The sequence below is a fragment of the Frigoribacterium sp. AC759 genome (assembly GCF_979256015.1).
The window spans coordinates 22,043-47,272 of the sequence record NZ_CEEDMT010000016.1 but is presented as its reverse complement, the minus strand read 5'-3'; the positions used below and the strand labels follow the sequence as shown (position 1 = coordinate 47,272).

Annotated in this window: 30 protein-coding genes; 19 read left to right on the top strand and 11 right to left on the bottom strand. The window is 71.3% G+C overall.

Annotated elements, in window-relative coordinates:
- Positions 1-37 precede the first annotated feature (37 nt).
- The 3 genes from ACZ6JE_RS11465 to ACZ6JE_RS11455 all read right to left on the bottom strand — a co-directional run bounded on the left by ACZ6JE_RS11465 (position 38) and on the right by ACZ6JE_RS11455 (position 2,276).
- Positions 38-580, bottom strand: a complete 543-nt coding sequence (locus ACZ6JE_RS11465) for a hypothetical protein (protein WP_464319009.1) — start codon at positions 578-580, stop codon at positions 38-40.
- 239 nt (positions 581-819) lie between these two features.
- Positions 820-1,782 carry a PDR/VanB family oxidoreductase gene (locus ACZ6JE_RS11460; protein WP_464319008.1) on the bottom strand — a complete coding sequence of 321 codons (963 nt, stop codon included), beginning with the start codon at positions 1,780-1,782 and terminating at the stop codon, positions 820-822.
- Complete coding sequence (locus ACZ6JE_RS11455) at positions 1,779-2,276, bottom strand: cupin domain-containing protein (protein ID WP_197981782.1); 498 nt, start codon at positions 2,274-2,276, stop codon at positions 1,779-1,781. Before ACZ6JE_RS11455 ends, ACZ6JE_RS11460 begins: the two co-directional genes overlap by 4 nt.
- Here ACZ6JE_RS11455 and ACZ6JE_RS11450 point away from each other — a divergent pair.
- From ACZ6JE_RS11450 to ACZ6JE_RS11395, 12 genes are all read left to right on the top strand, one after another.
- Positions 2,244-2,393 carry a hypothetical protein gene (locus ACZ6JE_RS11450; RefSeq protein ID WP_464319010.1) on the top strand — a complete coding sequence of 50 codons (150 nt, stop codon included), beginning with the start codon at positions 2,244-2,246 and terminating at the stop codon, positions 2,391-2,393. The two genes, ACZ6JE_RS11455 and ACZ6JE_RS11450, sit on opposite strands and share 33 nt — an antisense overlap.
- Positions 2,394-2,556: 163 nt before the next feature.
- On the top strand, positions 2,557-3,894 hold the full coding sequence (locus ACZ6JE_RS11445; RefSeq protein ID WP_464319007.1) for an amidohydrolase family protein: 1,338 nt from the start codon (positions 2,557-2,559) through the stop codon (positions 3,892-3,894).
- Between the two features lie 7 nt (positions 3,895-3,901).
- A complete protein-coding gene (locus ACZ6JE_RS11440; protein ID WP_320478363.1) occupies positions 3,902-4,681 on the top strand; it encodes an ABC transporter ATP-binding protein in 780 nt (259 codons plus the stop codon).
- Positions 4,681-5,559 carry an ABC transporter permease gene (locus ACZ6JE_RS11435; RefSeq protein ID WP_192059415.1) on the top strand — a complete coding sequence of 293 codons (879 nt, stop codon included), beginning with the start codon at positions 4,681-4,683 and terminating at the stop codon, positions 5,557-5,559. The genes ACZ6JE_RS11440 and ACZ6JE_RS11435 overlap by 1 nt, the downstream gene beginning before the upstream one ends.
- Before the next feature lie 94 nt (positions 5,560-5,653).
- The gene (locus ACZ6JE_RS11430; RefSeq protein ID WP_192059413.1) at positions 5,654-6,832 is read left to right on the top strand and encodes a substrate-binding domain-containing protein; all 1,179 of its coding nucleotides are present in this window, start codon (positions 5,654-5,656) and stop codon (positions 6,830-6,832) included.
- Between the two features lie 60 nt (positions 6,833-6,892).
- Positions 6,893-8,296 carry an FAD-binding oxidoreductase gene (locus ACZ6JE_RS11425; RefSeq protein WP_464319006.1) on the top strand — a complete coding sequence of 468 codons (1,404 nt, stop codon included), beginning with the start codon at positions 6,893-6,895 and terminating at the stop codon, positions 8,294-8,296.
- A complete protein-coding gene (locus tag ACZ6JE_RS11420) occupies positions 8,293-9,141 on the top strand; it encodes a creatininase family protein (protein ID WP_192059410.1) in 849 nt (282 codons plus the stop codon). The genes ACZ6JE_RS11425 and ACZ6JE_RS11420 overlap by 4 nt, the downstream gene beginning before the upstream one ends.
- Entirely contained in the window at positions 9,138-9,728 is a 591-nt protein-coding gene (locus ACZ6JE_RS11415) for a pyridoxamine 5'-phosphate oxidase family protein (protein WP_320479618.1), read from the top strand. Before ACZ6JE_RS11420 ends, ACZ6JE_RS11415 begins: the two co-directional genes overlap by 4 nt.
- 113 nt (positions 9,729-9,841) lie before the next feature.
- On the top strand, positions 9,842-10,645 hold the full coding sequence (locus ACZ6JE_RS11410) for a YoaK family protein (protein ID WP_464319005.1): 804 nt from the start codon (positions 9,842-9,844) through the stop codon (positions 10,643-10,645).
- Positions 10,638-12,029: an allantoinase AllB gene (gene allB / locus ACZ6JE_RS11405; RefSeq protein ID WP_464319004.1), complete on the top strand. Its 1,392-nt coding sequence runs from the start codon at positions 10,638-10,640 to the stop codon at positions 12,027-12,029. Before ACZ6JE_RS11410 ends, allB begins: the two co-directional genes overlap by 8 nt.
- A 21-nt stretch (positions 12,030-12,050) precedes the next feature.
- Complete coding sequence (locus ACZ6JE_RS11400; RefSeq protein ID WP_464319003.1) at positions 12,051-12,527, top strand: N-acetyltransferase family protein; 477 nt, start codon at positions 12,051-12,053, stop codon at positions 12,525-12,527.
- 144 nt (positions 12,528-12,671) lie between these two features.
- A complete protein-coding gene (locus ACZ6JE_RS11395) occupies positions 12,672-13,172 on the top strand; it encodes a GNAT family N-acetyltransferase (RefSeq protein WP_464319002.1) in 501 nt (166 codons plus the stop codon).
- Between the two features lie 73 nt (positions 13,173-13,245).
- Here the strand turns inward: ACZ6JE_RS11395 and ACZ6JE_RS11390 are convergent, their stop codons facing one another.
- Positions 13,246-13,851, bottom strand: a complete 606-nt coding sequence (locus tag ACZ6JE_RS11390; protein WP_192059399.1) for a TetR/AcrR family transcriptional regulator — start codon at positions 13,849-13,851, stop codon at positions 13,246-13,248.
- Between the two features lie 55 nt (positions 13,852-13,906).
- Here ACZ6JE_RS11390 and ACZ6JE_RS11385 point away from each other — a divergent pair, with 55 nt between their 5' ends.
- Together ACZ6JE_RS11385 and ACZ6JE_RS11380 are read left to right on the top strand one after the other, a co-directional pair.
- The gene (locus tag ACZ6JE_RS11385; protein WP_192059397.1) at positions 13,907-14,704 is read left to right on the top strand and encodes an SDR family NAD(P)-dependent oxidoreductase; all 798 of its coding nucleotides are present in this window, start codon (positions 13,907-13,909) and stop codon (positions 14,702-14,704) included.
- On the top strand, positions 14,701-15,645 hold the full coding sequence (locus ACZ6JE_RS11380; RefSeq protein WP_192059395.1) for an SDR family NAD(P)-dependent oxidoreductase: 945 nt from the start codon (positions 14,701-14,703) through the stop codon (positions 15,643-15,645). Before ACZ6JE_RS11385 ends, ACZ6JE_RS11380 begins: the two co-directional genes overlap by 4 nt.
- A gap of 19 nt (positions 15,646-15,664) precedes the next feature.
- On the opposite strand, the gene ACZ6JE_RS11375 is transcribed toward ACZ6JE_RS11380, so the two are convergent.
- A complete protein-coding gene (locus ACZ6JE_RS11375; RefSeq protein ID WP_374231391.1) occupies positions 15,665-16,057 on the bottom strand; it encodes a winged helix-turn-helix transcriptional regulator in 393 nt (130 codons plus the stop codon).
- Positions 16,058-16,147: 90 nt separating this feature from the next.
- On the opposite strand from ACZ6JE_RS11375, the gene ACZ6JE_RS11370 reads away from it, so the two are divergent.
- Positions 16,148-17,131: a nuclear transport factor 2 family protein gene (locus ACZ6JE_RS11370; protein ID WP_464319001.1), complete on the top strand. Its 984-nt coding sequence runs from the start codon at positions 16,148-16,150 to the stop codon at positions 17,129-17,131.
- Positions 17,132-17,282: 151 nt separating this feature from the next.
- Here the strand turns inward: ACZ6JE_RS11370 and kdpC are convergent, their stop codons facing one another.
- From kdpC to ACZ6JE_RS11345, 5 genes are read right to left on the bottom strand one after another with little or no spacing between them, the layout of a single operon-like run.
- Positions 17,283-17,888 carry a potassium-transporting ATPase subunit KdpC gene (gene kdpC / locus ACZ6JE_RS11365; RefSeq protein ID WP_464319000.1) on the bottom strand — a complete coding sequence of 202 codons (606 nt, stop codon included), beginning with the start codon at positions 17,886-17,888 and terminating at the stop codon, positions 17,283-17,285.
- A gap of 27 nt (positions 17,889-17,915) precedes the next feature.
- Complete coding sequence (gene kdpB, locus ACZ6JE_RS11360; protein ID WP_464318999.1) at positions 17,916-20,072, bottom strand: potassium-transporting ATPase subunit KdpB; 2,157 nt, start codon at positions 20,070-20,072, stop codon at positions 17,916-17,918.
- A 2-nt stretch (positions 20,073-20,074) separates the two neighbouring features.
- Positions 20,075-21,748 (bottom strand): potassium-transporting ATPase subunit KdpA, encoded by a 1,674-nt coding sequence (gene kdpA, locus ACZ6JE_RS11355; RefSeq protein WP_464318998.1) that lies wholly within the window; start codon positions 21,746-21,748, stop codon positions 20,075-20,077.
- A complete protein-coding gene (gene kdpF / locus ACZ6JE_RS11350) occupies positions 21,748-21,837 on the bottom strand; it encodes a K(+)-transporting ATPase subunit F (RefSeq protein ID WP_071257733.1) in 90 nt (29 codons plus the stop codon). The genes kdpA and kdpF overlap by 1 nt, the downstream gene beginning before the upstream one ends.
- Positions 21,834-21,974: a hypothetical protein gene (locus tag ACZ6JE_RS11345; protein ID WP_192059384.1), complete on the bottom strand. Its 141-nt coding sequence runs from the start codon at positions 21,972-21,974 to the stop codon at positions 21,834-21,836. Before ACZ6JE_RS11345 ends, kdpF begins: the two co-directional genes overlap by 4 nt.
- A gap of 189 nt (positions 21,975-22,163) precedes the next feature.
- Between ACZ6JE_RS11345 and ACZ6JE_RS11340 the strand changes: the two genes are divergently transcribed.
- The 4 genes from ACZ6JE_RS11340 (at position 22,164) to ACZ6JE_RS11325 (ending at position 24,411) form a co-directional block, all read left to right on the top strand.
- Complete coding sequence (locus ACZ6JE_RS11340; protein WP_192059382.1) at positions 22,164-22,607, top strand: chemotaxis protein CheY; 444 nt, start codon at positions 22,164-22,166, stop codon at positions 22,605-22,607.
- Positions 22,604-22,903 carry a winged helix-turn-helix domain-containing protein gene (locus tag ACZ6JE_RS11335; RefSeq protein WP_464318997.1) on the top strand — a complete coding sequence of 100 codons (300 nt, stop codon included), beginning with the start codon at positions 22,604-22,606 and terminating at the stop codon, positions 22,901-22,903. Before ACZ6JE_RS11340 ends, ACZ6JE_RS11335 begins: the two co-directional genes overlap by 4 nt.
- A 20-nt stretch (positions 22,904-22,923) precedes the next feature.
- Complete coding sequence (locus ACZ6JE_RS11330; protein ID WP_320478375.1) at positions 22,924-23,226, top strand: putative quinol monooxygenase; 303 nt, start codon at positions 22,924-22,926, stop codon at positions 23,224-23,226.
- Between the two features lie 159 nt (positions 23,227-23,385).
- Positions 23,386-24,411, top strand: a complete 1,026-nt coding sequence (locus ACZ6JE_RS11325; protein WP_464318996.1) for a S66 family peptidase — start codon at positions 23,386-23,388, stop codon at positions 24,409-24,411.
- Between the two features lie 153 nt (positions 24,412-24,564).
- On the opposite strand, the gene ACZ6JE_RS11320 is transcribed toward ACZ6JE_RS11325, so the two are convergent.
- The gene (locus ACZ6JE_RS11320) at positions 24,565-24,942 is read right to left on the bottom strand and encodes a hypothetical protein (RefSeq protein WP_464318995.1); all 378 of its coding nucleotides are present in this window, start codon (positions 24,940-24,942) and stop codon (positions 24,565-24,567) included.
- Positions 24,943-25,230: the final 288 nt, after the last annotated feature.

Sequence of the window (25,230 nt, the reverse complement as noted above, 5' to 3'; positions counted from 1 at the left end):
GCGACCTCGGGGCGGGTGCTGCTCGGCGACACCGACATCACGCGCCTCGACGACACGCAGCTGACGCTGCTGCGCCGTCATCGCCGGGCACGGCCTCGAGGGTCGTCCAGCTGGCCCAGCGGTCGTCGACGGTGGCGGTCACGCGACCGTCGCCGCACGACACGAGACCGGTCGTCGGGAGGGACTGCGGCAGCGTCTCGGTCGGCATCGCCGGTCCGCCGAGATCGCCGTCGACGGGCTCGCAGGCGTCGAGGTCGACACCCTCCGCCGAGGTGAACGACAGCTCGTAACCGGGCTGCTCGGTGTCGAGACGCACGTCGATGTCCCGGGCGTCAGCGGGCACCCAGTCGGGCATGAACCAGGCGACGTCGTCGGAGGTGCGCGAGCTCGGAGCATCGGCGTAGGCGTCGTAGTGGCGCTGCTGCACCTGCTCGCTGCCGAGGGCCTCCTCGGCGGCGCTGACCATCGACGAGCAGCCGGTCAGGGCGGCGATGCCGGCGACTCCGAGGGCGGCGAGCGCCCCGGCGCGCAGACGGCGGCGGGTGGTGGTGGGCGTGGTGGGGGCGGCGTGATCTTCCATGCCTACGATCCTCGCGACGCGTGCCGCGCGGCCCTATGACGCCCGCACCCAGACCCGCGCGGGGGTTATCCCCCTGGCTGCCCGCGGCGGGTCCGCCGCCGCCGCACCGAAGAACCGCGTTCGCGAAGATGAACTGCGATGTATCGCGGTTCATCTTCGCGAACGCGGTTTTCGGCCGAGGCTGGCGGGGGCGCGCGGAGGCCGGCGGGCGCTGGCGGGGCTGGGGCGGCGGCGCGCCGCTACAGGTCGAGCACGAGGCGGGCGCAGGCGGCGCGCGAGACGCAGACGAACATGCGGTCGCCGGCGGCCTGCTCGTCGGGTGTGAGGATCGAGTCGCGGTGGTCGACCTCCCCCTCGAGCACGGTGGTCTCGCAGGTTCCGCAGGTGCCCTCGCGGCAGCTCGACAGCACGAGCACGCCGGCCTCCTCCACCACGTCGAGCACCGAGCGGTCGGGCGGCACCGTGACGGTCAGCCCCGACTCCGCCAGCTCGACCTCGAACGACTCGTGCCGCACCGGCTCGCCGACGGCCTTGGCCTCGAAGCGCTCGACGACGACCTGCCGCCCGGCCCCCGCGGTCTCGACCGCCTCGACGAGCCGCTCGGGCCCGCAGCAGTACGTCGTCGTGAACGGGGCCATCGACGCGAACAGACCGTCGACGTCGAGCCGGTCGCCCTCGTCGGCGACGTGCAGCCGCAGCCGGTCGCCGTGCAGCGCGACGAGCTCGTCGATCAGCGCCATCGTCGAGCGCGACCGCCCGGCGTAGTGCAGCACGTAGTCGACCCCGGCCGCCGCCGCGGCCCGCGCCATCGCCGACACCGGGGTGATGCCGATGCCGCCGGCGACGAAGACGTACGACGTGCCGCGACGGGGCTCGAACTCGAAGTGGTTGCGGGGGCCCGCGAGGCGGACCGTGTCGCCGACGGCCAGATTCTCGTGCAGCCAGGCCGAGCCTCCTCGTCCGTCGGTCTCGCGCAGCACGCCGATGCGCCACCCGTCGACGTCCGGGTCGCCGCAGAGCGAGTACTGCCGCACCTCGCCCGTCGGCAGGGCCACGTCGATGTGGGCGCCGGGCTGCCAGCGGGGCAGGGGCGAGCCGTCGAGCGCGGCGAACTCGAACAGGTCGACGGCGTCGGCCGCGGCGGTGCGGGCGGTGACGACCGCGTCGAGCGCGGTCTCGGGAAGTCGGGTCGGGGCGGTCACACGGGCTCCGGTCTCTGCTTGACGACGAACAGCGTGTAGCCGTCGTCACCGACGGCGCTCCAGCGGTGGCGGGTGCCGCCGCCGTAGTACAGCGAGTCGCCCGCGGCCAGAACCCGCGCGCCCTCGGCATCGAGGTCGACCCGCAGCCGCCCGGCGACCACGTGCACGAACTCGTCTTCGGCGTGCACGAAGAAGTCGCCGGGATCGAGGTTCGCCCCCGACATCTCCATCACCCGGAACGGCCGGTCGGACGGGGTCAGGAGGCGCGCGGCGGCCTGTCCGTAGCGCCCGGTCGACCCGTCGGCGGCACCCACGAAGCCCACGACCGGCCCGTCGGCGGCGCGTCGGTCGTCGACCGCGGCGAGGATCTCGACCTGGCTCGACCCGAGCGCCCGGGCGATGCGCTCGAGCGACACCATGCTCGGCCTCGCGAGCCCGCGCTCGAGCTGGCTGAGGAACGGGTGCGACAGCTGAGCCTCGGCGGCGAGCTGCACGAGGGTCAGCCCGCGAGCGCGGCGGAGGGCGCGGATCCGACCGCCGACCGCCAGGGCCTGCTGATCGACGGGGGCGTCGAGGGACGTGACGGGGGCCTCCTGGGTCGGGTGGTCTGACGAGGTCTACCACGGGGTCCGGTGCTCGATCCGAGCAATTTACACGGCGAAACGGTCGCGTCATCTGTCGGAAACGAGCACTCCTTAGATTGACGCATGTTGACGCCATCAACATTCTGCCCTGTCGACCACCTGATCGCCAGCCCGACCCGAGAGGCCCTCCGTGACCCGACTCCCCCGCCAGCTCGCCCTGCTGCGGAACGCCACGCTGCCGAGCGGCGACGTGGTCGACGTGCTCATCGAGGGCGACACCGTGGAGGCGGTGGTCGCGGCGGGCACGGCGCCCGCGGCCCCCGAGTCGGAGACCCTCGACCTCGCCGGCCACGTGCTGCTCACGGCGCCCGCCGAGCCGCACGCGCACCTCGACAAGGCCCTCTCGTTCGACGCGATCCGCCCGCCGATGGGCGACCTCGAGCTCGCGATCGCCTCGTGGCGCGTGTACGCGGCCACGATGACGGTCGACGACATCGCCGATCGCGCCCGACGCCAGCTGCTCGCGATGCTCGCCCAGGGCACCACGGCCGTGCGCACCCACGTCGACGTGCTGCTCGGCGACGGGCCGACCCGCGGGGCCGAGGCGCTCGTGCGGGTGCGCGACGAGCTCCGCGGGCTGATGGACGTCGAGATCGTCGCCCTCGCCTCGCAGGACTCCCCCGACTCCGACGTCGAGGCCGTGCTCGATCTCGGGGTGGACCTCGTAGGAGGCGCGCCCCACCTGGCGAGGGATCCCCATGGGGATCTCCACCGCCTCCTCGACATCGCCGAGCGCCGCGGAGTCGGCGTCGACCTGCACACCGACGAGAGCCTCGACGGGGCCGTCACCCTCGACGAGTTCGCCCGACGGGTCGTCGGCTGGACGACGAGCGTCTCGGCCGGGCACTGCAGCCGTCTCGGGTCGATGCCCGTCGCCCAGCGCGACGACATCGTCGCCGCCGTGCTGGCGGCCGACATCGGCATCATCGCGAACCCGATCACGAACTTGTACCTGCAGGGCTGGGACCAGCCCGTCGCGACGCCCCGGGGGCTCACCGCGCTGCGGCCGCTGCTCGACGCGGGCGTCCGACTCGCGGCCGGGGCCGACAACGTGCGCGACCCGTTCAACCCGCTCGGCCGCAGCGACGCCCTCGAGACGGCCATGCTGCTCGTCACCGCCGGCCACCTGACGATCGACGAGGCCTACGCCGCCGTCAGCGACTCGGCCCGATCGGTCATGGCGCTGCCCCCGGCGGGAGTCACGGCCGGGGCGCGGGCCGAGCTGCTCGCCGTCCGCGCGACGTCGCTGGCCGACGTCGTCGCGAACGCCCCGGCCGACCGGTACGTCGTGCACGCCGGTCGCCTCGTCGCCGAGAGCCGCGTCACCCGCGAGGTCGCCGACCCCGCGGCGGCGCTCGCGACGGCGTCCACCACGACGTCGGCGAGCGCGACGTCGCCCGCCGCGACGTCGGCGGCACCCCCGACGTCTCCCTCCTCGCCCCGCCCGACCCTCGCAGAGACCCGGTGACCCGATCATGACCATCGCCAGCCCTCCCGTCGCCCCGCCGACGTCGACCCGGGTCGACACGCTGCTCGACTTCCGCGACGTCGCCATGCGGTTCGCCAACGGCACCGTCGCCCTGCAGGACGTCGACCTCACCGTCGACCGGGGCGAGTTCGTCACCGTCGTCGGCCCGTCGGGCTGCGGCAAGTCCACGCTGCTCCGCATCGCGTCGGGTCTGGAGCAGGCGTCGCACGGCAGCGCCGAGGTCGACACCGACCGCATCGGCTACGTCTTCCAGGACGCCACGCTGCTGCCCTGGCGGAGCGTCCGCGACAACGTCGAGCTGCTCGCCGAGCTGAACGGGGCGCCCAAGGCGACGCGTCGGGCGGCCGCGCAGGAGTCGATCGACCTCGTCGGCCTCTCGGGGTTCGAGTCGAACCTGCCGAAGGAGCTCTCGGGCGGCATGAGGATGCGCGCGTCGCTGGCCCGCTCGCTCACCCTCGACCCCGAGCTGTTCCTCTTCGACGAGCCGTTCGGCGCCCTCGACGAGATCACACGCGAGCGTCTGAACGACGAGCTGCTGCGGCTGTTCGTCGAGAAGCGCTTCGCGGGCCTGTTCATCACCCACTCGGTGTCGGAGGCCGTCTACCTCTCGACGAGGGTCGTCGTGATGTCGGGCCGCCCCGGTCGCATCGTCGGCGAGTTCGACGTGCCGTTCCCGATGCCCCGCGACCCCGAGATCCGCTTCACCGCCGAGTTCGCCGAACTGGTCGGCGAGGTCAGCCACGCACTCCGAGAAGGGCACAACTGATGGCCGTCGACACCCGCGTCTCGCGCACCGAGCCCGCCGCCACGACGGCCACCCGCCTCTCGGGGCCGAAGCCGCCGCGTCGCCAGGCGTCGCCCCGGGCGACGCGCGTCCGCGACATCGTGCTGCCGATCGTCGTCTTCTTCGCGCTGATCGGCGTCGGCTACGGGGTCGCCGCGTACTACGACCAGGTGCGCGGTCTGCCGTTCCTGGTGCCGTACCCGCACCTGGTCGTCGAGGCGCTGCTCTTCGACGGCGACTTCCGACCCGACCTGCTCGAGGCGCTCGGCAACACGACCCTGATCGCCGTCATCGGCCTCGCGATCGCCATCGTGATCGGCATGGCCTGGGCCGTGTTGATGGTGCAGGCCAGCTGGATCGAGAGCGCGCTGTTCCCCTACGCGGTCGTGCTGCAGTGCATCCCGATCCTCGCGCTCGTGCCCCTGATCGGCTCGCTCTTCGGCTACGAGATGCCGTCGCGGATCATCGTCACGGTCATGTTCGCGCTGTTCCCCATGGTGTCGAACACGCTGTTCGGCCTGCAGTCGGTCGACAAGGGCCAGCGCGAGCTCTTCCAGCTGCAGGGCGCCTCGCGTCTCACCCTGCTGACCAAGCTGAGGTTCCCCGCCGCGCTGCCGTCGATCTTCATCGGACTCCGCAACTCGGCCGGGCTCTCGGTGATCGGCGCCATCGTCGCCGACCAGTTCTTCCAGCGCGGCGACGGCGGCCTCGGCGTGCTCATCTCGGTGATGAACCAGCGCCTCAACGGCGCCGAGATGTTCGCCGCCATCGTCGTCGCCAGCGTGCTCGGCGTGGTCGTGTTCGTCGCCTTCGGCTGGCTCCGCCGCGTCGCGATCGGGCGCTGGTACAGCGCGAACTGACCCGCGCCTCCTCGGCTTCCCTCCTCCTCCTCCCTCCGCACCTCCCGCACACAGCCCCGCACCATCCCCTGCTCCACCCCCGACAGGAGACCCCATGCCCCGCACCTCCCGCACCCTCACCGCGCTCGGCCTCGTCGTCGTCACCGCCGCCGCGCTCTCCGCCTGCTCGAGCGGCTCGAGCGACGACGCCGCCCCGCAGGCCGCCGCCGGCTCGGCCGTCGACCTCTCGGGCGTCTGCCCGGCGACCGTCGTGATCCAGACCGACTGGAACCCCGAGGCCGAGCACGGCCACGCGTACCAGCTGCTCGGCGACGACTACACCGTCGACGCCGACCAGAAGTCGGTCTCGAGCGATCTCGTGATCGGCGGCGAGCCCACCGGCGTCAAGGTCGAGATCCGCGCCGGCGGCCCCGCCATCGGCTTCAACACCGTGCCGTCGCAGATGTACCAGGACGACGAGATCACGATGGGCTACGTCACCACCGACGTCGCCGTGCAGAACTCGGCCGACCTGCCCACCACCGCCGTCTTCGCCGAGAACGACATCTCGCCGCAGATGATCATGTGGGACCCGGAGACCTACCCCGACGTGTCGACCATCGAGGAGCTCGGCACCGAGCTCGAGGCCGACGGCGGGGTCGTCCGCTACTTCGGCGGCGCCGCGTACATGGACTACCTGGTCGGCAACGGGATCCTCCCCGAGTCGGTCGCCGACGGCAGCTACGACGGCACCCCGGCGAAGTTCGTCGTCGCGCAGGGCAAGGACGCGCAGCAGGGCTTCGCGACGGCCGAGCCGTTCGTCTACGAGAACCAGGTCTCGGCCTGGGGCAAGCCGCTCGACTACCAGCTGATCAACGACACCGGCTACCCCATCTACCCCGAGGCGATGTCGGTGCGCACCGGCGACCTCGAGGAGCTCAGCCCCTGCCTCGAGAAGCTCGTGCCCGTGCTGCAGCAGGCCGACGTCGACTACTTCGCCTCGCCCGACGCGACGAACGAGAAGATCGTCGACCTGGTCGACCAGTACGACACCGGCTGGGTCTACGACGAGGACGTCGCCGCGTACGCCGTCGACAAGATGAAGGAGCTGAAGATCGCGACCGACGGCGACAACGGCTACGTCGGCGACATGGACGAGGAGCGCATGCAGACGGTCATCGACCTCGACACCGAGATCTTCGAGAAGCAGGGCTCGACGCTGAAGGAGGGCCTGGTGCCGTCCGACCTGTACACGAACGAGTTCCTGGACGACTCGATCAGCCTCGGCTTCTGATCACCCGGGGGCCCGGTGCGAGCCGGGCCCCCTCCCCTCCTTCTTCAGACAGGACGCACCATGAACGACATCCGTCCCCCGGCAGCCCAGGAGGCGCTGGTCGCCCTCGAGGGCGAGCTCCGCACCCTGCTCGGCGAGCGCGGAGTCTCGGTCGAACTCGCCGCCCGCGAGAAGGCGTCGCTCGACGGCTCGCGGCTCTCGCCCGTGATCAGCGAGCAGCTGCCGCTCGGTCTCGCCGACCTGGTCGCCTACCCGGCGAGCGCCGAGCAGATCGCCGAGGTCGTCGCCGCGGCGGTGCGTCACGGCGTGCCCGTCACCCCGCGAGGCAAGGGCACCGGCAACTACGGCCAGGCGATCCCGATGTCGGGCGGGCTCGTGCTCGACATGACGCGCGCCAAGGCGATCGTCGAGGTCGGCGACGGCGTCATCACCGCCGAGGCGGGTGCGACGATGGTCGCCCTCGAGCAGGCCGCGAACAAGACGGGTCAGCAGATCCTGATGTATCCGTCGACGGCGCAGTCGTCGCTCGGCGGGTTCCTGTCGGGCGGCTCGGGCGGCACCGGGTCGATCAAGCACGGGTCGAACAGCTCGGGCTTCGTCACGGCGCTCGACGTCGTGCACGCGTCCCGCGAGGCGCGACTCGTGCACGTCGAGGGCGACGACGCCCAGCCCTACGTCCACAACTACGGCACGGCCGGCATCATCGCGCGCGCCACCGTCCGGCTCGAGCCGTTGCAGGACTGGCGCGGCTTCTTCGCCAGCTTCGACACGTTCGAGCAGGCTCTGAGCCTGATCCGTCCGTTCGCCGACCTCGAGCCCACGCCGCGGCTGGTCAGCGCCGATCTGCCGACCCTGGCCGACGCCCTGCCCGCCGACCCCGGCATCCCGGCCGGGCGGGTGAGCCTCCGTGCCATCCTCGACGTCGCCACGGTCGAGCTCGCCACGCGGATGGTCGAGGAGGCGGGGGGCCGCGTCGAGGACGTCCGCGAGGGCGCGCAGACCTCGATGAAGATCAGCATGATGTCGTACAACCACCCGATCGAGTGGCTGCAGAAGGCCTACCCCGACCGGTACTTCCACGTCGAGGTCTCGGGTGACGCCCTGGTCGACCGCATCGACGAGGTGCACGCCGTCTACGAGGGCGGGATGCTGCACATCGAGTCGCAGCACGGTCGCCCGATCGGCATGCTGGCCGGCGTCTACACGACCGCCGCCGACGTCTACGCGGGCTTCGCGAAGCTCAAGGCGCTCGGCGTCGGCTATCACAACCCGCACCAGTGGTTCGTCGACTTCGAGCCGGCGCGCACCCGCGAGCTGGCGGCGTCCACCGACCCCGAGGGGCTGCTCAACCCGGGCAAGCTCGTCGACCCGGCGACTGTCGGCGGACCCGACACCGGCGTGAAGGGCGGGCATGCCGTGCCCACCGGACGCCTCGGCATCGACACGGGGGTGAAGGTCTCGTGAGCCGCCTCGACGACGTCACCCGCGCCTCCTCGGCCCCCGGTCGGCGCTCGCGCGACCTGATCGAGCTGAGCGGGCCGGCGGCGGCGGCCGCGCTGACCGAGGACAGCATCATCGTGCTGCCGACGGGCGCGATCGAGCACCACGGGCCGCATCTGCCGCTCGCCACCGACTGGCTGATGGCCGACATGATCGGCCGAGCCGTGGTCGAGGAGGCGGCGGCAGGCGGGCAGGACGTCTGGCTGCTGCCGTCGCTCGCCTACACGAAGTCGGACGAGCACCACTGGGCGCCGGGCACGATGTGGCTGACCGCCGAGACGCTGCTGCAGACCGTGGTCGACATCGGCCGGTCCGTCGCCGCGACCCCGGCGCGCACCCTCGTCTTCTACAACGGGCACGGCGGCAACATCGCGCTGCTGCAGGTCGCCCTGCGCGAGCTGCGGCGCCGGTTCGGGCTGCGGACCTTCCTGATGGGCACCGGCATGGCGCCCGGCGACGGCGTCAACGGGCCCGACGAGCACGGCTTCGGCGTGCACGGCGGGCACAGCGAGACGTCGATGATCCTGCACCTGCGGCCCGACCTGGTCGACATGACGCAGGCCGCCCGGTGGATCCCCGACCACATGATCGACCTCGACTACGTGAAGTTCAACGGCGGGCCGGTGCACTTCGGCTGGCTGAGCGACGACTTCGGGCCGGCCGGCGTGGTCGGCGACGCGAGCGGGGCGACAGCCGAGTGGGGCGCCGAGCTCTACGAGACGGCGCTGCGCAAGGGTGTCGCGTCGCTCGCCGAGATCGCGCGGTTCCGCCACCTGCCGGCGCCCGGGCCCGTCGGCTTCGGCGCGTGACCGGCACCGCGAGCCACCCGCTGCCCGCCGAGGCCTGGGAGCTCGCCGCCGAGTGGCTGCCGCCGAACGACGACCCCGAGCGCCCGCAGGTGACCCTCTCGACGGTCGACGTCGACGGCGCACCGGACGCCCGCACCGTGCTGCTCAGCTCGTTCGACCGTGACGGCTTCGCGTTCCACACCGACGCGGCGAGTCGCAAGGTCGAGCAGATCACGGCCAGACCACTGGTGGCGATGACCGTGCTCTGGCCCGGATTCACCCGGCAGCTGGTGGTGCGGGGTCGCGCCGAGACCGCCGACGACGCAGCCCTCGCCGGCGCCTACGCGGCCCGCTCGCCCTACCTGCAGCAGCTCGCCTGGCTGAACTCGCACGAGTTCGCGGCCCTCCCCCTCGACGAGCGCCGCCGACGCTGGGACGCCTTCGAGCGCGAGCACGCCGATGGCTTCGAGCAGCCGGCGGGCTGGACGGGCTTCGTCGTCCGCCCGACCCGCCTCACCTTCTGGGTCAGCGCGCCCGACACCGCGAGCCGGCGCCGGGAGTGGTCGCTCGGGCCCGGCGGCTGGGCGCACGAGTACCGCGCCGGCTGATCCCCCCACAGGGCTCGAGCCCGGCGTCCGACCCGCGCGACGGGCGGATCATGCCGACCCGCGCCTCCTCGGCTGGAAGAATCGGACCACCGTGCCGTGACGAAAGGACCCCCGTGAAGAAGTTCCGTGCCGATCAGGCGCGCATGCACCTGTTCATGATGCTCGCGCTGACGTTCACGACGGGCATCATCGACGCCGTCGGCTACCTCGGTCTCGACCGCGTGTTCACGGCGAACATGACCGGCAACGTGGTCATCCTCGGCATGGCGATCGCGCAGGCCGACGGGCTGCCGATCGTGGGCCCGATCGTCGCGCTCGTCGCGTTCATGATCGGCGCGGCGATCGGCGGGGCGATGCTGCGCTCGGCTCGCGCGGGCTGGTCGGGTCGCAGCACGATCGCGTTCTCGGTGACCGGCACGGTGCTGCTCGGCCTCGGGGTGTCGTGCTTCGTCGTGCTGCCGGTCGAGGGGTCGCCGTGGGCGTTCACCATCACCGGGCTGCTCGGTGCGGCCATGGGTCTGCAGGCCGCGGCGGCACGCAAGCTCGCGGTCGCCGACGTCACCACCGTCGTCGTCACGTCGACCATCGTGGGTCTCGCGTCGGAGTCGAAGCTGGCCGGCGGCACGGGCAAGAACTTCCCGCGGCGGGTGCTCGCGGTGCTGATGATCCTGATCGGCGCGGGGGTCGGGGCCCTGCTGCTGCAGGTGCACATCGGCATCGGCATGGGCGCGGCCGGCGGGCTGACGCTGCTGGTCGCCCTCGCCGGGCACCTGCTGCGGAAGCGCCGCAAGGAGCTCGAGGCGGAGGAGGCGGAGGCCGCTGCGGCCGCCGAGACCGCCGCGCCCGGGACCGCCTCGCCCGGGACCGCCGCCGAGGAGGCACGGGTCGCCCCGACCGCGGAGGGCACCCGTGCCTGAGCCGCTCGCCTCCGCTCCCTTCGATCTCGTGCTGCGCGCCGAGCGGGTGCTCGTCGACGGCGCTTGGCGGGCTGCCGCGGTGGCCGTGCGCGACGGCGTCGTCGCCGCGATCGGTCCCGTCGATGCGCCCTTCACCACGACCGGCGTCGACGACGACCGTCTGCTGCCGCCCGATCAGGTGCTGCTGCCCGGCATGGTCGACACCCACGTGCACGTCAACGAGCCCGGTCGCACCGAGTGGGAGGGTTTCGCGTCCGCCACCCGCGCCGCCGCGGCCGGCGGCGTGACGACGATCGTCGACATGCCGCTGAACAGCATCCCGCCGACGGTGACGGTCGAGGCGCTCGATCTGAAGCGTGCCGCCGCTGCCGCGCAGTCGGTCGTCGACGTCGGCTTCTGGGGCGGCGTCATCCCGTCGAACCTCGGCACCGGCGATCTGCGAGCGCTGCACGAGGCCGGGGTGTTCGGCTTCAAGGCGTTCCTCTCTCCGTCGGGCGTCGACGAGTTCCCTCACCTGTCGACATCGCAGCTGTTCGAGGCCCTGCGCGAGCTGACGGCCTTCGACGGTCTGCTGATCGTCCACGCAGAGGACCCTGGGCAGCTCGACGCCGCCGCGGCCTCGCTCGAGATCACCGCAGGAGGCGCGGTGTACGACGACTTCGTCCGGTCGCGCCCCGAGGCGGTCGAGCAGACCGCCATCGACCACGTGATCGAGGCGCTGCGCGAGACCGGTGGCCGGGCGCACGTGCTGCACCTGTCGTCGGCGTCGGCGCTGCCGGCGATCCGGGCGGCCAAGGCCGAGGGTCTGCGATTGACGGTCGAGACGTGCCCGCACTACCTGACCTTCGACGCGGGCTCGATCGGCGACGGCGAGACGCAGTACAAGTGCTGCCCGCCGATCCGCGACGAGCACAACCGCGAACTGCTCTGGGAGGCGCTGACCGACGGCGCGATCGACATCGTCGCATCCGACCACTCCCCCTCGACGGCGGCGTTGAAGTTCGCCGGCGACGGCTCGTTCGACCTCGCCTGGGGCGGCATCGCCGGCCTCGAGGTGAGCTTCCGGGCGGTGTGGACGGGTGCTCGGGCCCGGGGCATCGCGCTCGAGACGGTGGTCGGCTGGATGTCGTCGGGGACGGCCGCGCTCGTCGGGCTCAGTGCGGTTGCTGCCTCGAAGGGCTCGATCACCGTCGGCGGGGCGGCGGACCTCGTCGCCTTCGCACCCGAGACGCCGTTCACGGTCGACGCGTCGGCGCTGCGGCACCGCAACCCGGTGTCGGCGTTCGACGGCGCGTCGCTGATGGGCGCCGTCGCGGGGACCTGGGTGGCGGGCGCCATCGTGGACTCCGACGCGCCTCCCGCCCGTCTGCTCCGCCGGGGCTGACCCCCGGCGTACCGTCGAGGAATGACCCGCCGACCTCTCACGCTCGCCGACCGGGCGCTCCTCCGGGAGGCGACCCTCGCGAACATGAACTGGAACACGACCCGGTTCACCGTCGACGACCTGGACGCCACCCACGAGATCGCGCATTACTACACGGGCTTCCCCGCAGAAGGCGACTTCGGGCTCGTCGACTTCGACGGGGACATCGCACGGGCCGTCGGCTGGGTCGTCTTCCTGCCGGAGGACGACCCCGGCTACGGATTCGTCGATGCCGACACTCCGGAGCTGAGCCTGACGACCTTCCAGGGATTCCGTGGCCAGGGCCTCGGGCGCGACCTGCTCTCGGAGCTGATCGTCCTGGCGTCGGCCCGGGGCCTCCCCGGCATCAGCCTGAGCGTCGAGGACGGCAACGGCGCACGACGTCTGTACGAGCGGGCGGGATTCCGGGTCGTCGGGCGGAACGGCGACTCGGACACGATGCTGCTGAGCCTCGTCTGAGCCTGAAGGCGTCGGCGACGACCGTCGTGTCGAGCTGACGATCGACCAGGAGGCGCGGGCCCGGAGAACCCGGACCGCGCCTCCTGCAGGTCCGGTCAGCTCCGGCCACCGCGACAGCGTCGCCGCGCGGGATACGGTGCGGGGATGCTTCCCGCCCCCTCCACGCGGCTCCGATTCCGCGAGATGACCCGAGCCGACCTCGACGACATGGCTGATCTGCTCGGCGACCCGAGGGTCATGGAGTTCTACCCCGCGCCGAAGAGTCGTGACGATGCCGCGCGATGGATCGCCTGGAACGAGGACAACTACGCCGCGCACGGCTTCGGTCTCTGGATCGTCGAGACGCATGCAGGGCTGTTCGTCGGCGACTGCGGGCTGACCTGGCAGGACGTCAACGGCGCCCCGATGCTCGAAGTCGGCTACCACGTGCGCGCGACGCTTCAAGGACGGGGCTACGCGACGGAGGCGGCAGCCGCCTGCCGGGACTTCGCCCGTGTCGAGCTCGACGCCACCGAACTCGTCGCGATCATCCATCCCGACAACACCGCCTCCGAGAGGGTCGCGCAGAAGATCGGGATGACTCGACGAGAGGACGACCACGGCGGACCCGTCGCCGTGCGCAGGGTGCTCGGCATGACGCTGTGAACGCGTCTCGGCGGCGATCCCCCGACCGTCCGCGCCGCAGCAGGACGACCGGACGGACGGGCCGATCCGGAGGTCAGACGCGCACGTGGTGCAGCGGGTCGAGCGCCGAGTCGAGTGCCGCCTCGAGCGGCCAGGACGAGCGCAGCGGCTGACTCATCACGAGACCGCCCTGCACCGCGGCGAGGATCACCATGGCGATGCGGTCGGGGTCGGCGTCCGCGTCGACGTCACCCGTCGACTGCATCTTGCGGACTCCCGCGGCGAGCAGGTCGCGCCACGCGCCCATGCTCTCGGCGATGACCCGTTCGAGCTCGGGGTCGGTCATGGCCGCCTGCGTCGCGAGTGATCCGATCGGACACGCCCATCGACCGAGGCCGAGGTAGTAGTCGACGAGGGCCTGCCGCCAGGCGATCCACGACTGCCACGAGCCGAGGTCGTCGATGTGCGGCTGCTGCGCTTCGAGCAGCTGGGCGCCCTCCCACGCCGCGACCTCGCGCACCAGCTCGGCTTTGCCGCCGGGGAAGTAGTGGAACAGCTGACTCTTGCTCGTCAGCGTCGCGGCCCGGACGGTGTCGAGGGTCGTCCCGCCGATGCCCGATGCAAGGATCTGCTCCCCCGTCGCCTCGATGATCCGTTGCCGGGTCGCCCTGCCGCGCTCGGTGAGCTTCGTCTCGTCCACTCGGCGATCCTACTCTCTTGGACCATTCAGTCCATTCGTGTGCTAGTAATGGACCATGAAGTCCAATGAAGAAGAACTGCAGACCCTGGCCGTCGATTCCCGCCTCGCCGGCAGGACCGCCCTGGTCACCGGCTCGACCAGCGGCATCGGCGAGGCGATCGCCCGCGTGCTCGCCGCCTCCGGAGCCGAGGTCGTCGTGAACGGGCGCGATGCCGACCGCGCCGACGCCGTCGTGCGCGTCATCACCGATGCGGGCGGGCGCGCCCACGCCGTCGTCGGCGACCTCGGCGGAAGCGCGTCGGAGGTGCGCCGCATCGCCGCAGAAGCCGAGTCCGCTCTCGGCGGGCGCGTCGACGTCATCGTCAACAACGCCGGCATCTACCCCGCGGGCCCCACCGCCGACCTCGCCGACGCCGATCTCGACGCCGTGCTGGCGGTCAACGTCCGTGCGCCGCACATCCTCGTCGCCGCCCTCGCCCCCGCGATGGTCGCGCGCGGCGGAGGTGCGATCGTCAACATCGGCTCGTGGATGTCTCGCGTCGGGGTCCCCTTCGGCGCCGCCTACACCGCCTCGAAGGCCGCCCTCGAGCAGATGACCCGCACCTGGTCGGCCGAGTTCGGACCCTCCGGCGTGGGCGTCACGACCGTGGCCCCCGGCGCGACGAGCACACCCGGCAACGCCGAGAGCGCCGACGTCCTCGCGGCGATGACGGCGGGCACCGTCGCGGGCCGACCCGTCCGCCCCGTCGACGTCGCCTTCGCGGTGCGCTGGCTCGTCTCGGACGAGGCGGTGTTCGTGCACGGCAGCACCGTCGACGTCGACGGCGGCATCACCGCGACTCGACTCGCATGACCGTCGACCCGGCCGACCCGGACACCCCGAGGTTCGGGGAGTCCTCGACCGCCCACGACGTGATCGAGGGGATCGATCTGCACGGGCGGAACGCCCTGGTCACCGGCGCCAGCTCGGGCATCGGCGTCGAGACGGTGCGGGCTCTCGCCGAGGCCGGTGCCACGGTCGTCCTCGCGGTCCGTGATGTCGAGGCCGGCCGGAGCACGGCCGACGAGATCAGGGCACGGAACCCCGCAGCGGACCTCCGCGTGCTGGAGCTCGATCTCGCCGACCTCGACTCCGTGAAGCGGTTGTCCGGGGCCTGGTCGGGGCCTCTGCACCTGCTGGTGGCCAACGCCGGCGTCATGCACGTCCCCGAGCGGCGCACCGCCAGGGGGCACGAATGGCACTTCGGCGTCAACCACCTCGGGCACTTCGCCCTGGCGACTGGTCTTCACGGGCCGCTGGCCAGCGCCGACGGAGCGCGCATCGTCTCCTTGTCGTCGAGCGGCCACGGTGCGAGCGGGATCCGCTTCGACGACATGCACTTCCGCCGCACCCCGTACGACTCGGGGCTGGCCTACGGGCAGTCCAAGACGGCGAACGTGCTCTTCGGCATCGAGGCCACGCGCAGGTGGCGCGACGACGGCATAACGGCCGCGGCGGTGATGCCCGGGGGGATCTGGACCGGGCTGCAACGCCACTGGGACCCCGCGGTTCTGGCCGAGATGAAGGTCCGCTACTCCGACGGCGTCAAGACGGTCGAGCAGGGCGCCGCGACGTCGGTGTTCGTCGCCACTCGAGCGGAGCTCGGTGTCGGCGCCCCGGCGTACTGGGAGGACTGCGGCCCGGCGGACGTCGTCGACGACATCGTCGACGGGATCCACGGCGTCGTGCGTCACGCCCTCGACCCCGACGCGGCCCGGCGCCTGTGGTCGGAGTCCGAGGCCCTGATCGGATAGAGATCGGAGGCGACGGGTGTCAGTCGACGGAGGATCGATCGACGATCGTGTCGGCGTGCTCGACGATCCAGTCCATGAGGGGGACGAGTCGCGCGGCCAGTTCGGCGCCGCTCTCGGTGAGCGAGTAATCCACCCGGGGCGGGATCGTGGGCTGGGCGACCCGGTTCACGATCCCGTCGTGCTCCAGCGTCCGCAAGGTGGAGGCGAGCATCTTCTCGCTGATCCCCTCGATCGTGCGTCGGAGCTCTCCCCACCGCATGCCACCCTGCTCGAGCGCCAGGAGCACGAGCACGCCCCACCGGCTCGTGACATGTGTGAGCACGACTCGCGAAGGACACGCCGCAGGGAAGCGCGCCGGGGCACCCCGATCATGCGCGGGCGGTGCGGGCGGTTCCACGATTCCGACATCCATGTAAGCAACTTACAAAAAAGTGCGTACCTCCGCTGGGGAGAGTTCTCTGCGATGCTGCGATCCCGATCGCTCACCATCGAAGGAGTACTCGTGCCCACCATCTCCACCGCCCGTCGTGCCCGCCTCGCCCGCGGCACGGCCGTCCTCGCCGGAGTCGCCCTCCTCGCCGGAGTCGCCCTCCTCGCCGGAGTCGCCCTCCTCACCGGAGTCGGCGTCGCCACACCGGCAGCAGCTGCTCCCGGCGACCGACCGGAGGCGAGCGTGACGGTCGCCGCAGACCGTGCGGACACCCGCACCGAACAGCGCAACGCCTGCACCGTACGGATGCTCCTCACGAAGACCTTCAGCGACCCCGACAGCAGGTCGTCCCAGCAGCTCGCGGCTCGGTTCGTCTCGCCGAGCGCGGTCGCCCGGGGAGCAGGGACCGCCGCGGGGCCCGAAGGACTCCTGGCCCGGTTCGCGGCGGACCGCACCCGCGTCCCCGGTGCCCAGGCGGTGATCAAGCGGGTCGCCGCCGACGGCGACCTCGTCGCGGTGCACTGGCAGATCACGTCGGACCCCCGCGACGAACGGAGCGGTGACGCCGCCGTCGATCTGTTCCGCCTCCAGCACGGCCGGATCGTCGAGCACTGGTCGCTCGAGCAGCCCGTTCCGACCGGCACACCGGCGAGCGGGAACACGAACACCATGTTCAGCGATCTGTACCGACCGGCACGTCCGACCGCCGCACCGTCGGAACGTCAGGAGGAACGCAACCGCATCCTCGCGGTGTCGGCGTACGACACGCTGTTCCGCGACCAGGACGCCTCGATCCTCGACCGGGCCTTCGACCCCGCGTACCTGCAGCACAACCCGGTCGCTCCGAACGGGACGGCAGCGCTGAAGCAACTGTTCGGCAGCGGTGCGCAGTTCCCGGCGCAGCAGTCCGTCATCTCGCTCTCCGACGGCGACATCGTCTGGACCTTCTCCCAGGCGGTCGGCGCGAAGCCCGGCGACCCGCTGCTCGCAGCCGACCTGTTCCGCGTCGACGGCGGACTCATCCGCGAGCACTGGGATGTGGCCCCCACCAACTAGCGGCCGGAGGGCCGCCACCCCGAGCAGCGAAGTCGTCGTCGGCGGGGTCGCAGGCGGCGGGATCGCCTTTCGGGGCGGCACCGGGCGGCACCCGGCATCGCCCCGCTCGACGGAGCCGCTCCGCTCGACGGAGCCGCTCCGCTCGACGGCGTCAGCGTGACGTCGCGGCCAGGGCCGTGTTCAGCTCGAGCACGTTCACCGTGGGCTCGCCGAGGTAGCCGAGGTCGCGGCCCCGGGTGTGCTCCGCCACGAGGGCCTCGACGTCCGCCAAGGGCAGATCGCGCGCCGCGGCGACGCGTTCGATCTGGATTTGCGCGTACTCCGGGCTGATGTGCGGGTCGAGCCCGGACGAGGAGGCGGTGAGCGCGTCGACGGGGACGTCCTCCGGGGCGACGCCGTCGCTCGCGGCGATCGCGGCACGGCGTTCGTCGATCGCGGCGATGAGGTCCTCGTTCTCGGGTCCGTAGTTGCTGCCGCTCGAGGCGGAGGCGTCGTAGCCGTCGCCCGCTGCGGAAGGCCGTGACTGGAACCACTCCGGCAGGGCGGCCGCGTCGGCGTCGGTGAACGACTGCCCGATCAGGGACGAGCCGACGGTCTCGCCGTCGAGCGCGACGGCGGATCCGTCGGCCTTGCCGCCGAGGGCGAGCTGTCCGACGCCGGTGATGACGGCCGTGTAGGCCACGCCGAGCACGAGGGTGAAGACGAGCATCGCACGGAGGGCGACGCCGTGCTGGCGGAGGAGGGTGCGTGTGTTCATGGTCTCTTTCCCGGTTCCGGTCGCCGGCTAGAAGCCGGGGATGACGCTGACGACGAGGTCGATGAGCTTGATGCCGACGAACGGGGCGACGACGCCGCCGAGTCCGTAGACGAGGAGGTTGCGCGACAGGATCGACGAGGCCGACGCTGCGCGGTACTTCACACCCCGCAGGGCGAGCGGGATGAGCACGACGATGACCAGCGCGTTGAAGACGATCGCCGACAGGATCGCGGAGGCCGGCGAGCTGAGCTGCATGAGGTTGAGCAGCCCGAGCCCGGGGAACACCCCGGCGAACATGGCCGGGATTATCGCGAAGTACTTCGCGATGTCGTTGGCGATCGAGAACGTGGTGAGGGCGCCGCGGGTGATGAGCAGCTGCTTGCCGATCCGGACGATGTCGATCAGCTTCGTCGGGTCGCTGTCGAGGTCGACCATGTTGCCGGCCTCCTTGGCGGCCGACGTGCCGGTGTTCATGGCGACGCCGACGTCGGCCTGGGCCAGCGCGGGGGCGTCGTTGGTGCCGTCGCCGGTCATGGCGACGAGCGCGCCTCCTTCCTGCTCCCGGCGGATGAGCGCGAGCTTGTCCTCGGGGGTGGCCTCGGCGAGGTAGTCGTCGACACCGGCCTCGGCCGCGATCGCCTTGGCCGTGAGCGGGTTGTCGCCCGTGATCATCACGGTGCGGATGCCCATGGACCGCAGCTCGGCGAAGCGCTCGCGCAGGCCGGTCTTGACGACGTCCTTCAGGTAGACCACGCCGAGCACACGGGCATCGGCCGTGGTCGTCTTCATCGCGACCACCAGCGGTGTACCGCCGGCGTTCGAGATCTCGTCGATGCGGGCCTGGAGCTCGTCGTGCTCGCTCGAGGCGAGGCGGCGATCCTCCTCGACCCACGAGATGATCGAGTTGCCGGCGCCCTTGCGGATCCGGGTGCCGTCGGGCAGATCGAGCCCCGACATCCGGGTCTGCGCGGTGAACGGCACGATCTCCCCCTGCTGGTCGCCGGCATCGAGCCAGCCCGTCGTCAGCGCGAGGTCGACGATCGACTTGCCCTCGGGCGTCGGGTCGGCCAGGGAGGACCGCGCCGCGGCGTCGACGAGCTCGGCCCGCGCGATGCCGTCGAGGGGCGTGAACTCGGCGGCCTGCCGGTTGCCGTAGGTGATGGTGCCGGTCTTGTCGAGCAGCAGCGTCGTCACGTCGCCTGCGGCCTCGACCGCGCGCCCCGACATGGCGAGCACGTTGCGCTGCACGAGGCGGTCCATGCCGGCGATGCCGATCGCGCTCAGCAGCGCGCCGATCGTCGTCGGGATGAGGCAGACCAGCAGGGCGATCAGCACCGGGATGCTGACGGAGGCGTCGCTGTACCCGGCGATCGGGTTCAGCGTCAGGGTCACGACGACGAAGACGATCGAGAGGCTCGCGAGCAGGATGTTCAGCGCGATCTCGTTGGGCGTCTTCTGTCGGGAGGCGCCCTCGACGAGGCGGATCATCCGGTCGACGAAGGTCTCGCCCGGCTTGCTCGTGATGCGCACGACGACCCGGTCGGACAGCACGCGGGTGCCGCCGGTGACGGCGCTGCGGTCGCCGCCCGACTCGCGGATCACCGGGGCGGACTCGCCCGTGATCGCCGACTCGTCGACGCTGGCGATGCCCCAGACGATGTCGCCGTCGCCCGGGATCAGCTCGCCGGCGGTCACGACGACCGTGTCGCCGAGCGTGAGGTCGGCGGATGACACGGACTCCGAGGAGGCGCGCTCGGCACCGGCGTCGGACGTCGCGTCGTACGAGAGGACGCGCTGGGCGGTGGTGCTGGTGCGGGTCGCCTTGAGGGTCTCGGCCTGCGCCTTGCCGCGCCCCTCGGCGACGGACTCGGCGAGGTTGGCGAAGACGACGGTCAGCCAGAGCCAGATCGCGATGGCCCAGGTGAAGGAGCCGGGGACGGGCGATCCGCCCGAGGACTGCGGGCCGGTGAACAGACCCGCGATCGCGAGGATCGTCGTGTAGGCGGCGCCCACCTCGACGATGAACATGACGGGGTTGTGCCACATCTCGCGCGGGTTCAGCTTGCGCAGGGCGCCGGGCAGCGCCGCGACGAGCTGGGCGGCGCTGAAGGCGCTGCCGCGGTCCGTCGGAGCGGCCTCCTGGTCGTGATCGACGGTGACGGGTGTGTCGGTGATGGTGGACATGGTTACTGCAGCCCTTCAGCGAGCGGTCCCAGTGCGAGGACGGGGAAGTAGGTCAGCGCGGTGATGATCACGGAGACGCCGGTGAGCAGGCCCACGAACTGCGGGCGGTGGGTGGGGAGGGTCCCGGCGGTGGCGGGGATCCTGTCCTGCGCGGCGAAGGAGCCGGCGAGGGCGAGCACGAGCACGATCGGCAGGAACCGGCCGAGCAGCATGGCGACGCCGAGGGTCGTGTTGAACCAGGGGGTGTTCGCGGTGAGGCCGGCGAAGGCCGAGCCGTTGTTGTTCGCGGCCGAGGTGAAGGCGTAGAGGACCTCGCTGAAGCCGTGCAGGCCGGGGTTCCAGATCGACGTGGCCTCGACGTCGGCGCGCACCGCGGGGATCGCGAAGCTCAGTGCGGTGAAGGCGAGCACGATGGTCGGCGTGACGAGGATGTACAGGCTGGCGAGCTTGATCTCGCGCGGCCCGATCTTCTTGCCGAGGTACTCCGGCGTGCGGCCGACGAGCAGACCCGCGATGAACACCGTGATGACGGCGAGCACGAGCATCCCGTAGAGACCCGATCCGACGCCGCCGGGGGCGATCTCGCCGAGCATCATGTTGATCATCGGCATCATGCCGCCGAGCGCCGTGTACGAGTCGTGCATCGAGTTGACGGCACCGGTCGAGGTGAGGGTCGAGGTGGAACCGAAGAGGGTCGACCCCCAGATGCCGAACCGCGCCTCCTTCCCCTCCATCGCGCCGCCGGCGAGCTGGGTCGCGGTGCCGGCACCGCGGAGCTCGAACCAGGTCATGGCGCTGAGCGAGACGGCGAAGATCGTCGTCATGACCGCCGCGATCGCGACGCCCTGCTTCGTCGAGCCGACCATGCGGCCGAAGGTGCGCGGCAGCGAGAACGGGATGACGAGCATCATCAGGATCTCGAACACGCTCGTCCAGGGCGCGGGGTTCTCGAAGGGGTGGGAGCTGTTGGCGTTGAAGAAGCCGCCGCCGTTCGTACCGAGCATCTTGATCGCCTCCTGCGAGGCGACCGGCCCGCCGGGGATCGTCGCGGTCCCCCCGGTCAGGGTCGTGACGTCGGTGAACCCGGCGAAGTTCTGGACGACCCCGCCCGCGACGAGCACGACGGCCGCGACGACGGCCAGGGGAAGCAGGAGGCGGACGAGCGTGCGGGTCAGGTCGACCCAGAAGTTGCCGAGCGTGCCGCTCTTCGCGCGGGCGAGCCCGCGGATGACGGCCACGGCGACCACGATGCCGACGGCCGCCGAGACGAAGTTCTGGACGGCGAGACCGCCGAGCTGGACCGCGTACCCGAGGGTCGTGTCGGGCGAGTACGACTGCCAGTTGGTGTTCGTGACGAAGGAGGCGGCGGTGTTGAAGGACAGCCCCTCGGGCACGGCGGGGAAGCCGAGCGAGTACGGCAGGAACGCCTGGAGGCGCTGGATCGCGTAGACGAAGAGCACGCCGACCAGCGAGAAGGCGAGGACGCCGCGCAGGTAGGCGGGCCACGTCTGCTCGGAGGCGGAGTCGACGCCGATCAGGCGGTAGAAGCCGCGTTCGACGCGAGAGTCCTTCGCGGTGGTGAAGAGGCGGGCCATGTAGTCGCCGAGGGGGCGGTACACGACGACCAGGACGACGACGACGGTCAGGATCTGGAGGATGCCGAAGAGGGTGTCCATCAGAACCGCTCGGGCTTCACGAGCGCGTACACGAGGTAGGCGAGCGCGGCGACGGCCAGTACGGCCGCACCGATGCTGAAGACGATCACAGCTTCTCGACCCCCTTCGCCACGAGGGACACCACTGCGAACACAGCGATGACGGCGAGCACGTACACGATGTCGAGCACTACGACTCCAAGAGAAGGATCGACGGGCCACCAGGACCCGGTGCCCGTCGTGGGCACAGCGAGTCAGTAGACACCGGGATGCGGCCGTCTCGGACGGCCCTTACGGGTTCCTCACGCGAAAACAGGGGTTCCTCACGGAGACCACACGGCCGGACAGCGTCGCGGTCTCGTAAGAAAGTACTTGCAACATTGGAAAGTACTTTCTATGATGAGAAGACGAACACCCACCCAGAGAGGATCAGCACCATGACGAACAGCACGTCCCTCCCCACACCCGACGAGGCCCGCCGCCTCCTCGCCGACGCCGATGCGACCGGCCGCCAGGCGACCTCGACCGCCAGCTGGCCCGCTGTCGCCGTGCTGCTGGCCCTCGGGTCGACCCTGTCGCTCGGCACCCTCGCCATGGGTCTCACCTCCGGCACGAACTACCTGATCGCGATGCTCGCTCTCGTCGTCTGGATCGCGGTGATCATCGCGTTCCAGCTCGCGTTCCTCCGCTCGCACAAGAACGGGTTCGGGCGACGATGGGGCCTCTACATGGGCGTCATCTTCGCGGTCTACCTCGTCGCGATGCTCGTCGTCTCGACCTCCCAGGGCGAGGCGCTGCTGGCCTCGAGCCTGCTCGCCCTCGCGCTGCTCGCACTCTCCGTGGGTGCGGCGACGTACGAGGCGAAGGCGGCTCGGCGATGAGCGAGCAGCACCCGCGCCTCCGGCTGTCGGACACCCTGCACCAGCCGGTGCGCTTCTCGATGACAGCGGCCCTCGCGGCAGCGGACCAGCTCGACTTCGCCGACCTCCGCGATGCCGTGCAGGTCAGCGACTCGACGCTCAGCAAGCAGGTCAGTGTGCTCGAGGCGGCCGGCTACGTGCAGGTCAAGAAGGGGTTCGTCGGCAAGCGACCACGGACCTCCCTCAAACTCACGGCCGAGGGCCGCACGGCGTGGTCGGCCCACCTGGCGACGCTGCGCGAGATCGCCGCCGGCTGAGCCCGCGGTAGCCTCGCGACATGACCTTCGTGAACGTGGGCACCCTCGGGGCCGCACCCGGAAAGCGCGACGAACTCGTCGCCCTCCTCACCGAGCGCAACGAGAGCCTCACGGGCGCCGGATGCCGGGCCTACGAGGTCGGGGTGGACGACGATCAGCCCGACACCGTCTTCGTCGTCGAGCTCTGGGACTCGGCGGAGGCGCACCGCGCCTCCCTCGCCCTCCCCCAGGTGCAGGACGCGATCGCCAGAGCCCGCCCCCTGCTCGACGGCACCTTCGGCGGTCACCGATTCACCGTCGTGGGATCGCCCCTCCGCGACTAGATCGGCGTACGCTCCCCGCTCCCCGCTCCCCGCTCGGCCGTCGGGCGGGGCGCGGGCGCGGGCGCCGGCTGCCGACTCTGAAGAGCCCGCGCCATCGTGAGCTCGCTCCGGAACCTGCCGTGACGCCGAATCCGTTCTCCGCCTTGCTAGCGTCGACGGATGGCCGGCATCACGTACCCCACGCCGCTCCGGGCGGGAGGACGCATCGAAGTGCCCGCTCCTTCGATGGGGGTCCCCGACGAACACCACGAGCGTCTCCGTGCAGCGGTGGCCTCGCTGACCGACCGGGGTCTCGATGTGCACGTCCGGGATCACGCGACCATGGGCGGACTCGTTCCCGCCTCCGCCGGCGATCGCATCATGGACCTCCACGACTCGTTCCGCTCCGGCGACGCGGTGCTGCCTCCCTGGGGAGGTGAACTGGCCGTCGAGCTGCTCGACGGCATCGACTGGGCGGCCCTCGCGTCGACCCGGACCTGGTTCGTCGGCTGGTCGGACATCTCCACCCTGCTCCTGCCGTTGACCACCCTCACCGGGCTGGCGACGATGCACGGTGCGAACCTCATGGACGAGCCATGGGAGTCGCCGACGGAATTCCACCGCTGGACGGACGTCGCGAGCATGCCGGCCGGGAGCTCGTTCGAGCAACGCAGCGCACCGCGTCGCCGCTCACGCCCCTGGGCCGCCTGGAGCGAAGAGCCCCTCGATCGAGACCGCGCGTACGAGACCCCGACCAGATGGCGCACGCTCGACGGTGAAGATGACGTCAGCATGAGCGGGCGACTCATCGGCGGATGCCTCGAGACCGTGTCGCTCCTGGCGGGCACACCCTACGGAGACGTGCCCCGTTTCGCCCTCGAACACGCCCCCGAAGGAACCCTCGTCTACCTGGAGGCCGCGGGCTCCGACTCGGTCGCCGTACTGCGCATGCTCCGATCCCTTCGGCTGGCCGGCTGGTTCGACGCCGCCGAGGGCGTCTTGATCGGGCGCACGAACGGCCCGGGCAGCTCGGAACTGACTCAGGAAGATGCCGTGCGACGAGCTCTGGGAGACGTCGACATCCCCGTCATCCTCGATTTCGACACCGGCCATCAGCCCCCGCAGATGCCGCTGGTCAACGGCGCTCTCGCCGACGTCGCCCTCGTCGACGGGCAGGGCAGCATCACGCAGCACCTGACGGCCTGAGGCGTCCGGCGGACTACCTGTCCGACCCTGGGGCCCCGTCACCGCGGGCCGACTCCGTGAGCTGCCGGCCGCGTCGACGCGGGCGGACGTCGCAGCACGTCAGTTCTGACTCGAGACTGATTCCGTAGCGCATCCGTGTCCGTAGAGCTGCGGTCACCCTTCGACGGGAGCGATGGCCACGGCGTAGACGGTCGGGGCACCGGAGAGGCCGAGACTGACACGCGGTGCGTCCGGGCTGCTGTCGTATTCGAAGCTGATCGTCTCGTCCGTGCATGTGGCATCCGGGGAGCCGGGAGCCGCGGGGTCCTCGGGTTCCTGGAGGCGGACCGTGATCGTCCCGCTGCCCAGGCACGCCACATCGACCGCGTATCGCCCAGCGGGCTCCTCGGGTGCAGACACGGTCAGCTGAGACGAGGTGCCGTCGCTGAGCCAACCGCTCTGATTCACCAACCGCTCTGCTGCACCGGGCGCGGGGAGTGCGCCGGCCGCCCAGTCGGAGATGTCTTCGCGAGGCAGCGGCAGCTCATCCATGTCCGCTTCCGCCCCGTCCGTGTCCGCCTCGGAACCGCCTGCCGACGCAGAAGCAGATGCGGAGCTCGTCGGCGGGGAGCTCGTCCCTGCATCGTCGCCGCCCGTCGTGCACGCAGCCAAGAGCCCCGCTACGAGGGCCGCTACGGCAGCCGCTGCAGCTCGGGGAGACGGGACGGTGAGCCGGCTCCTGCGGGACGGACGCGATGCGGACATGCGGTTCCTCTCGACGGTGAGCGCCACACGGTACCCGGTGCGACCGAGCGCCGTACAGCCCTGTCCGTAGCCCCG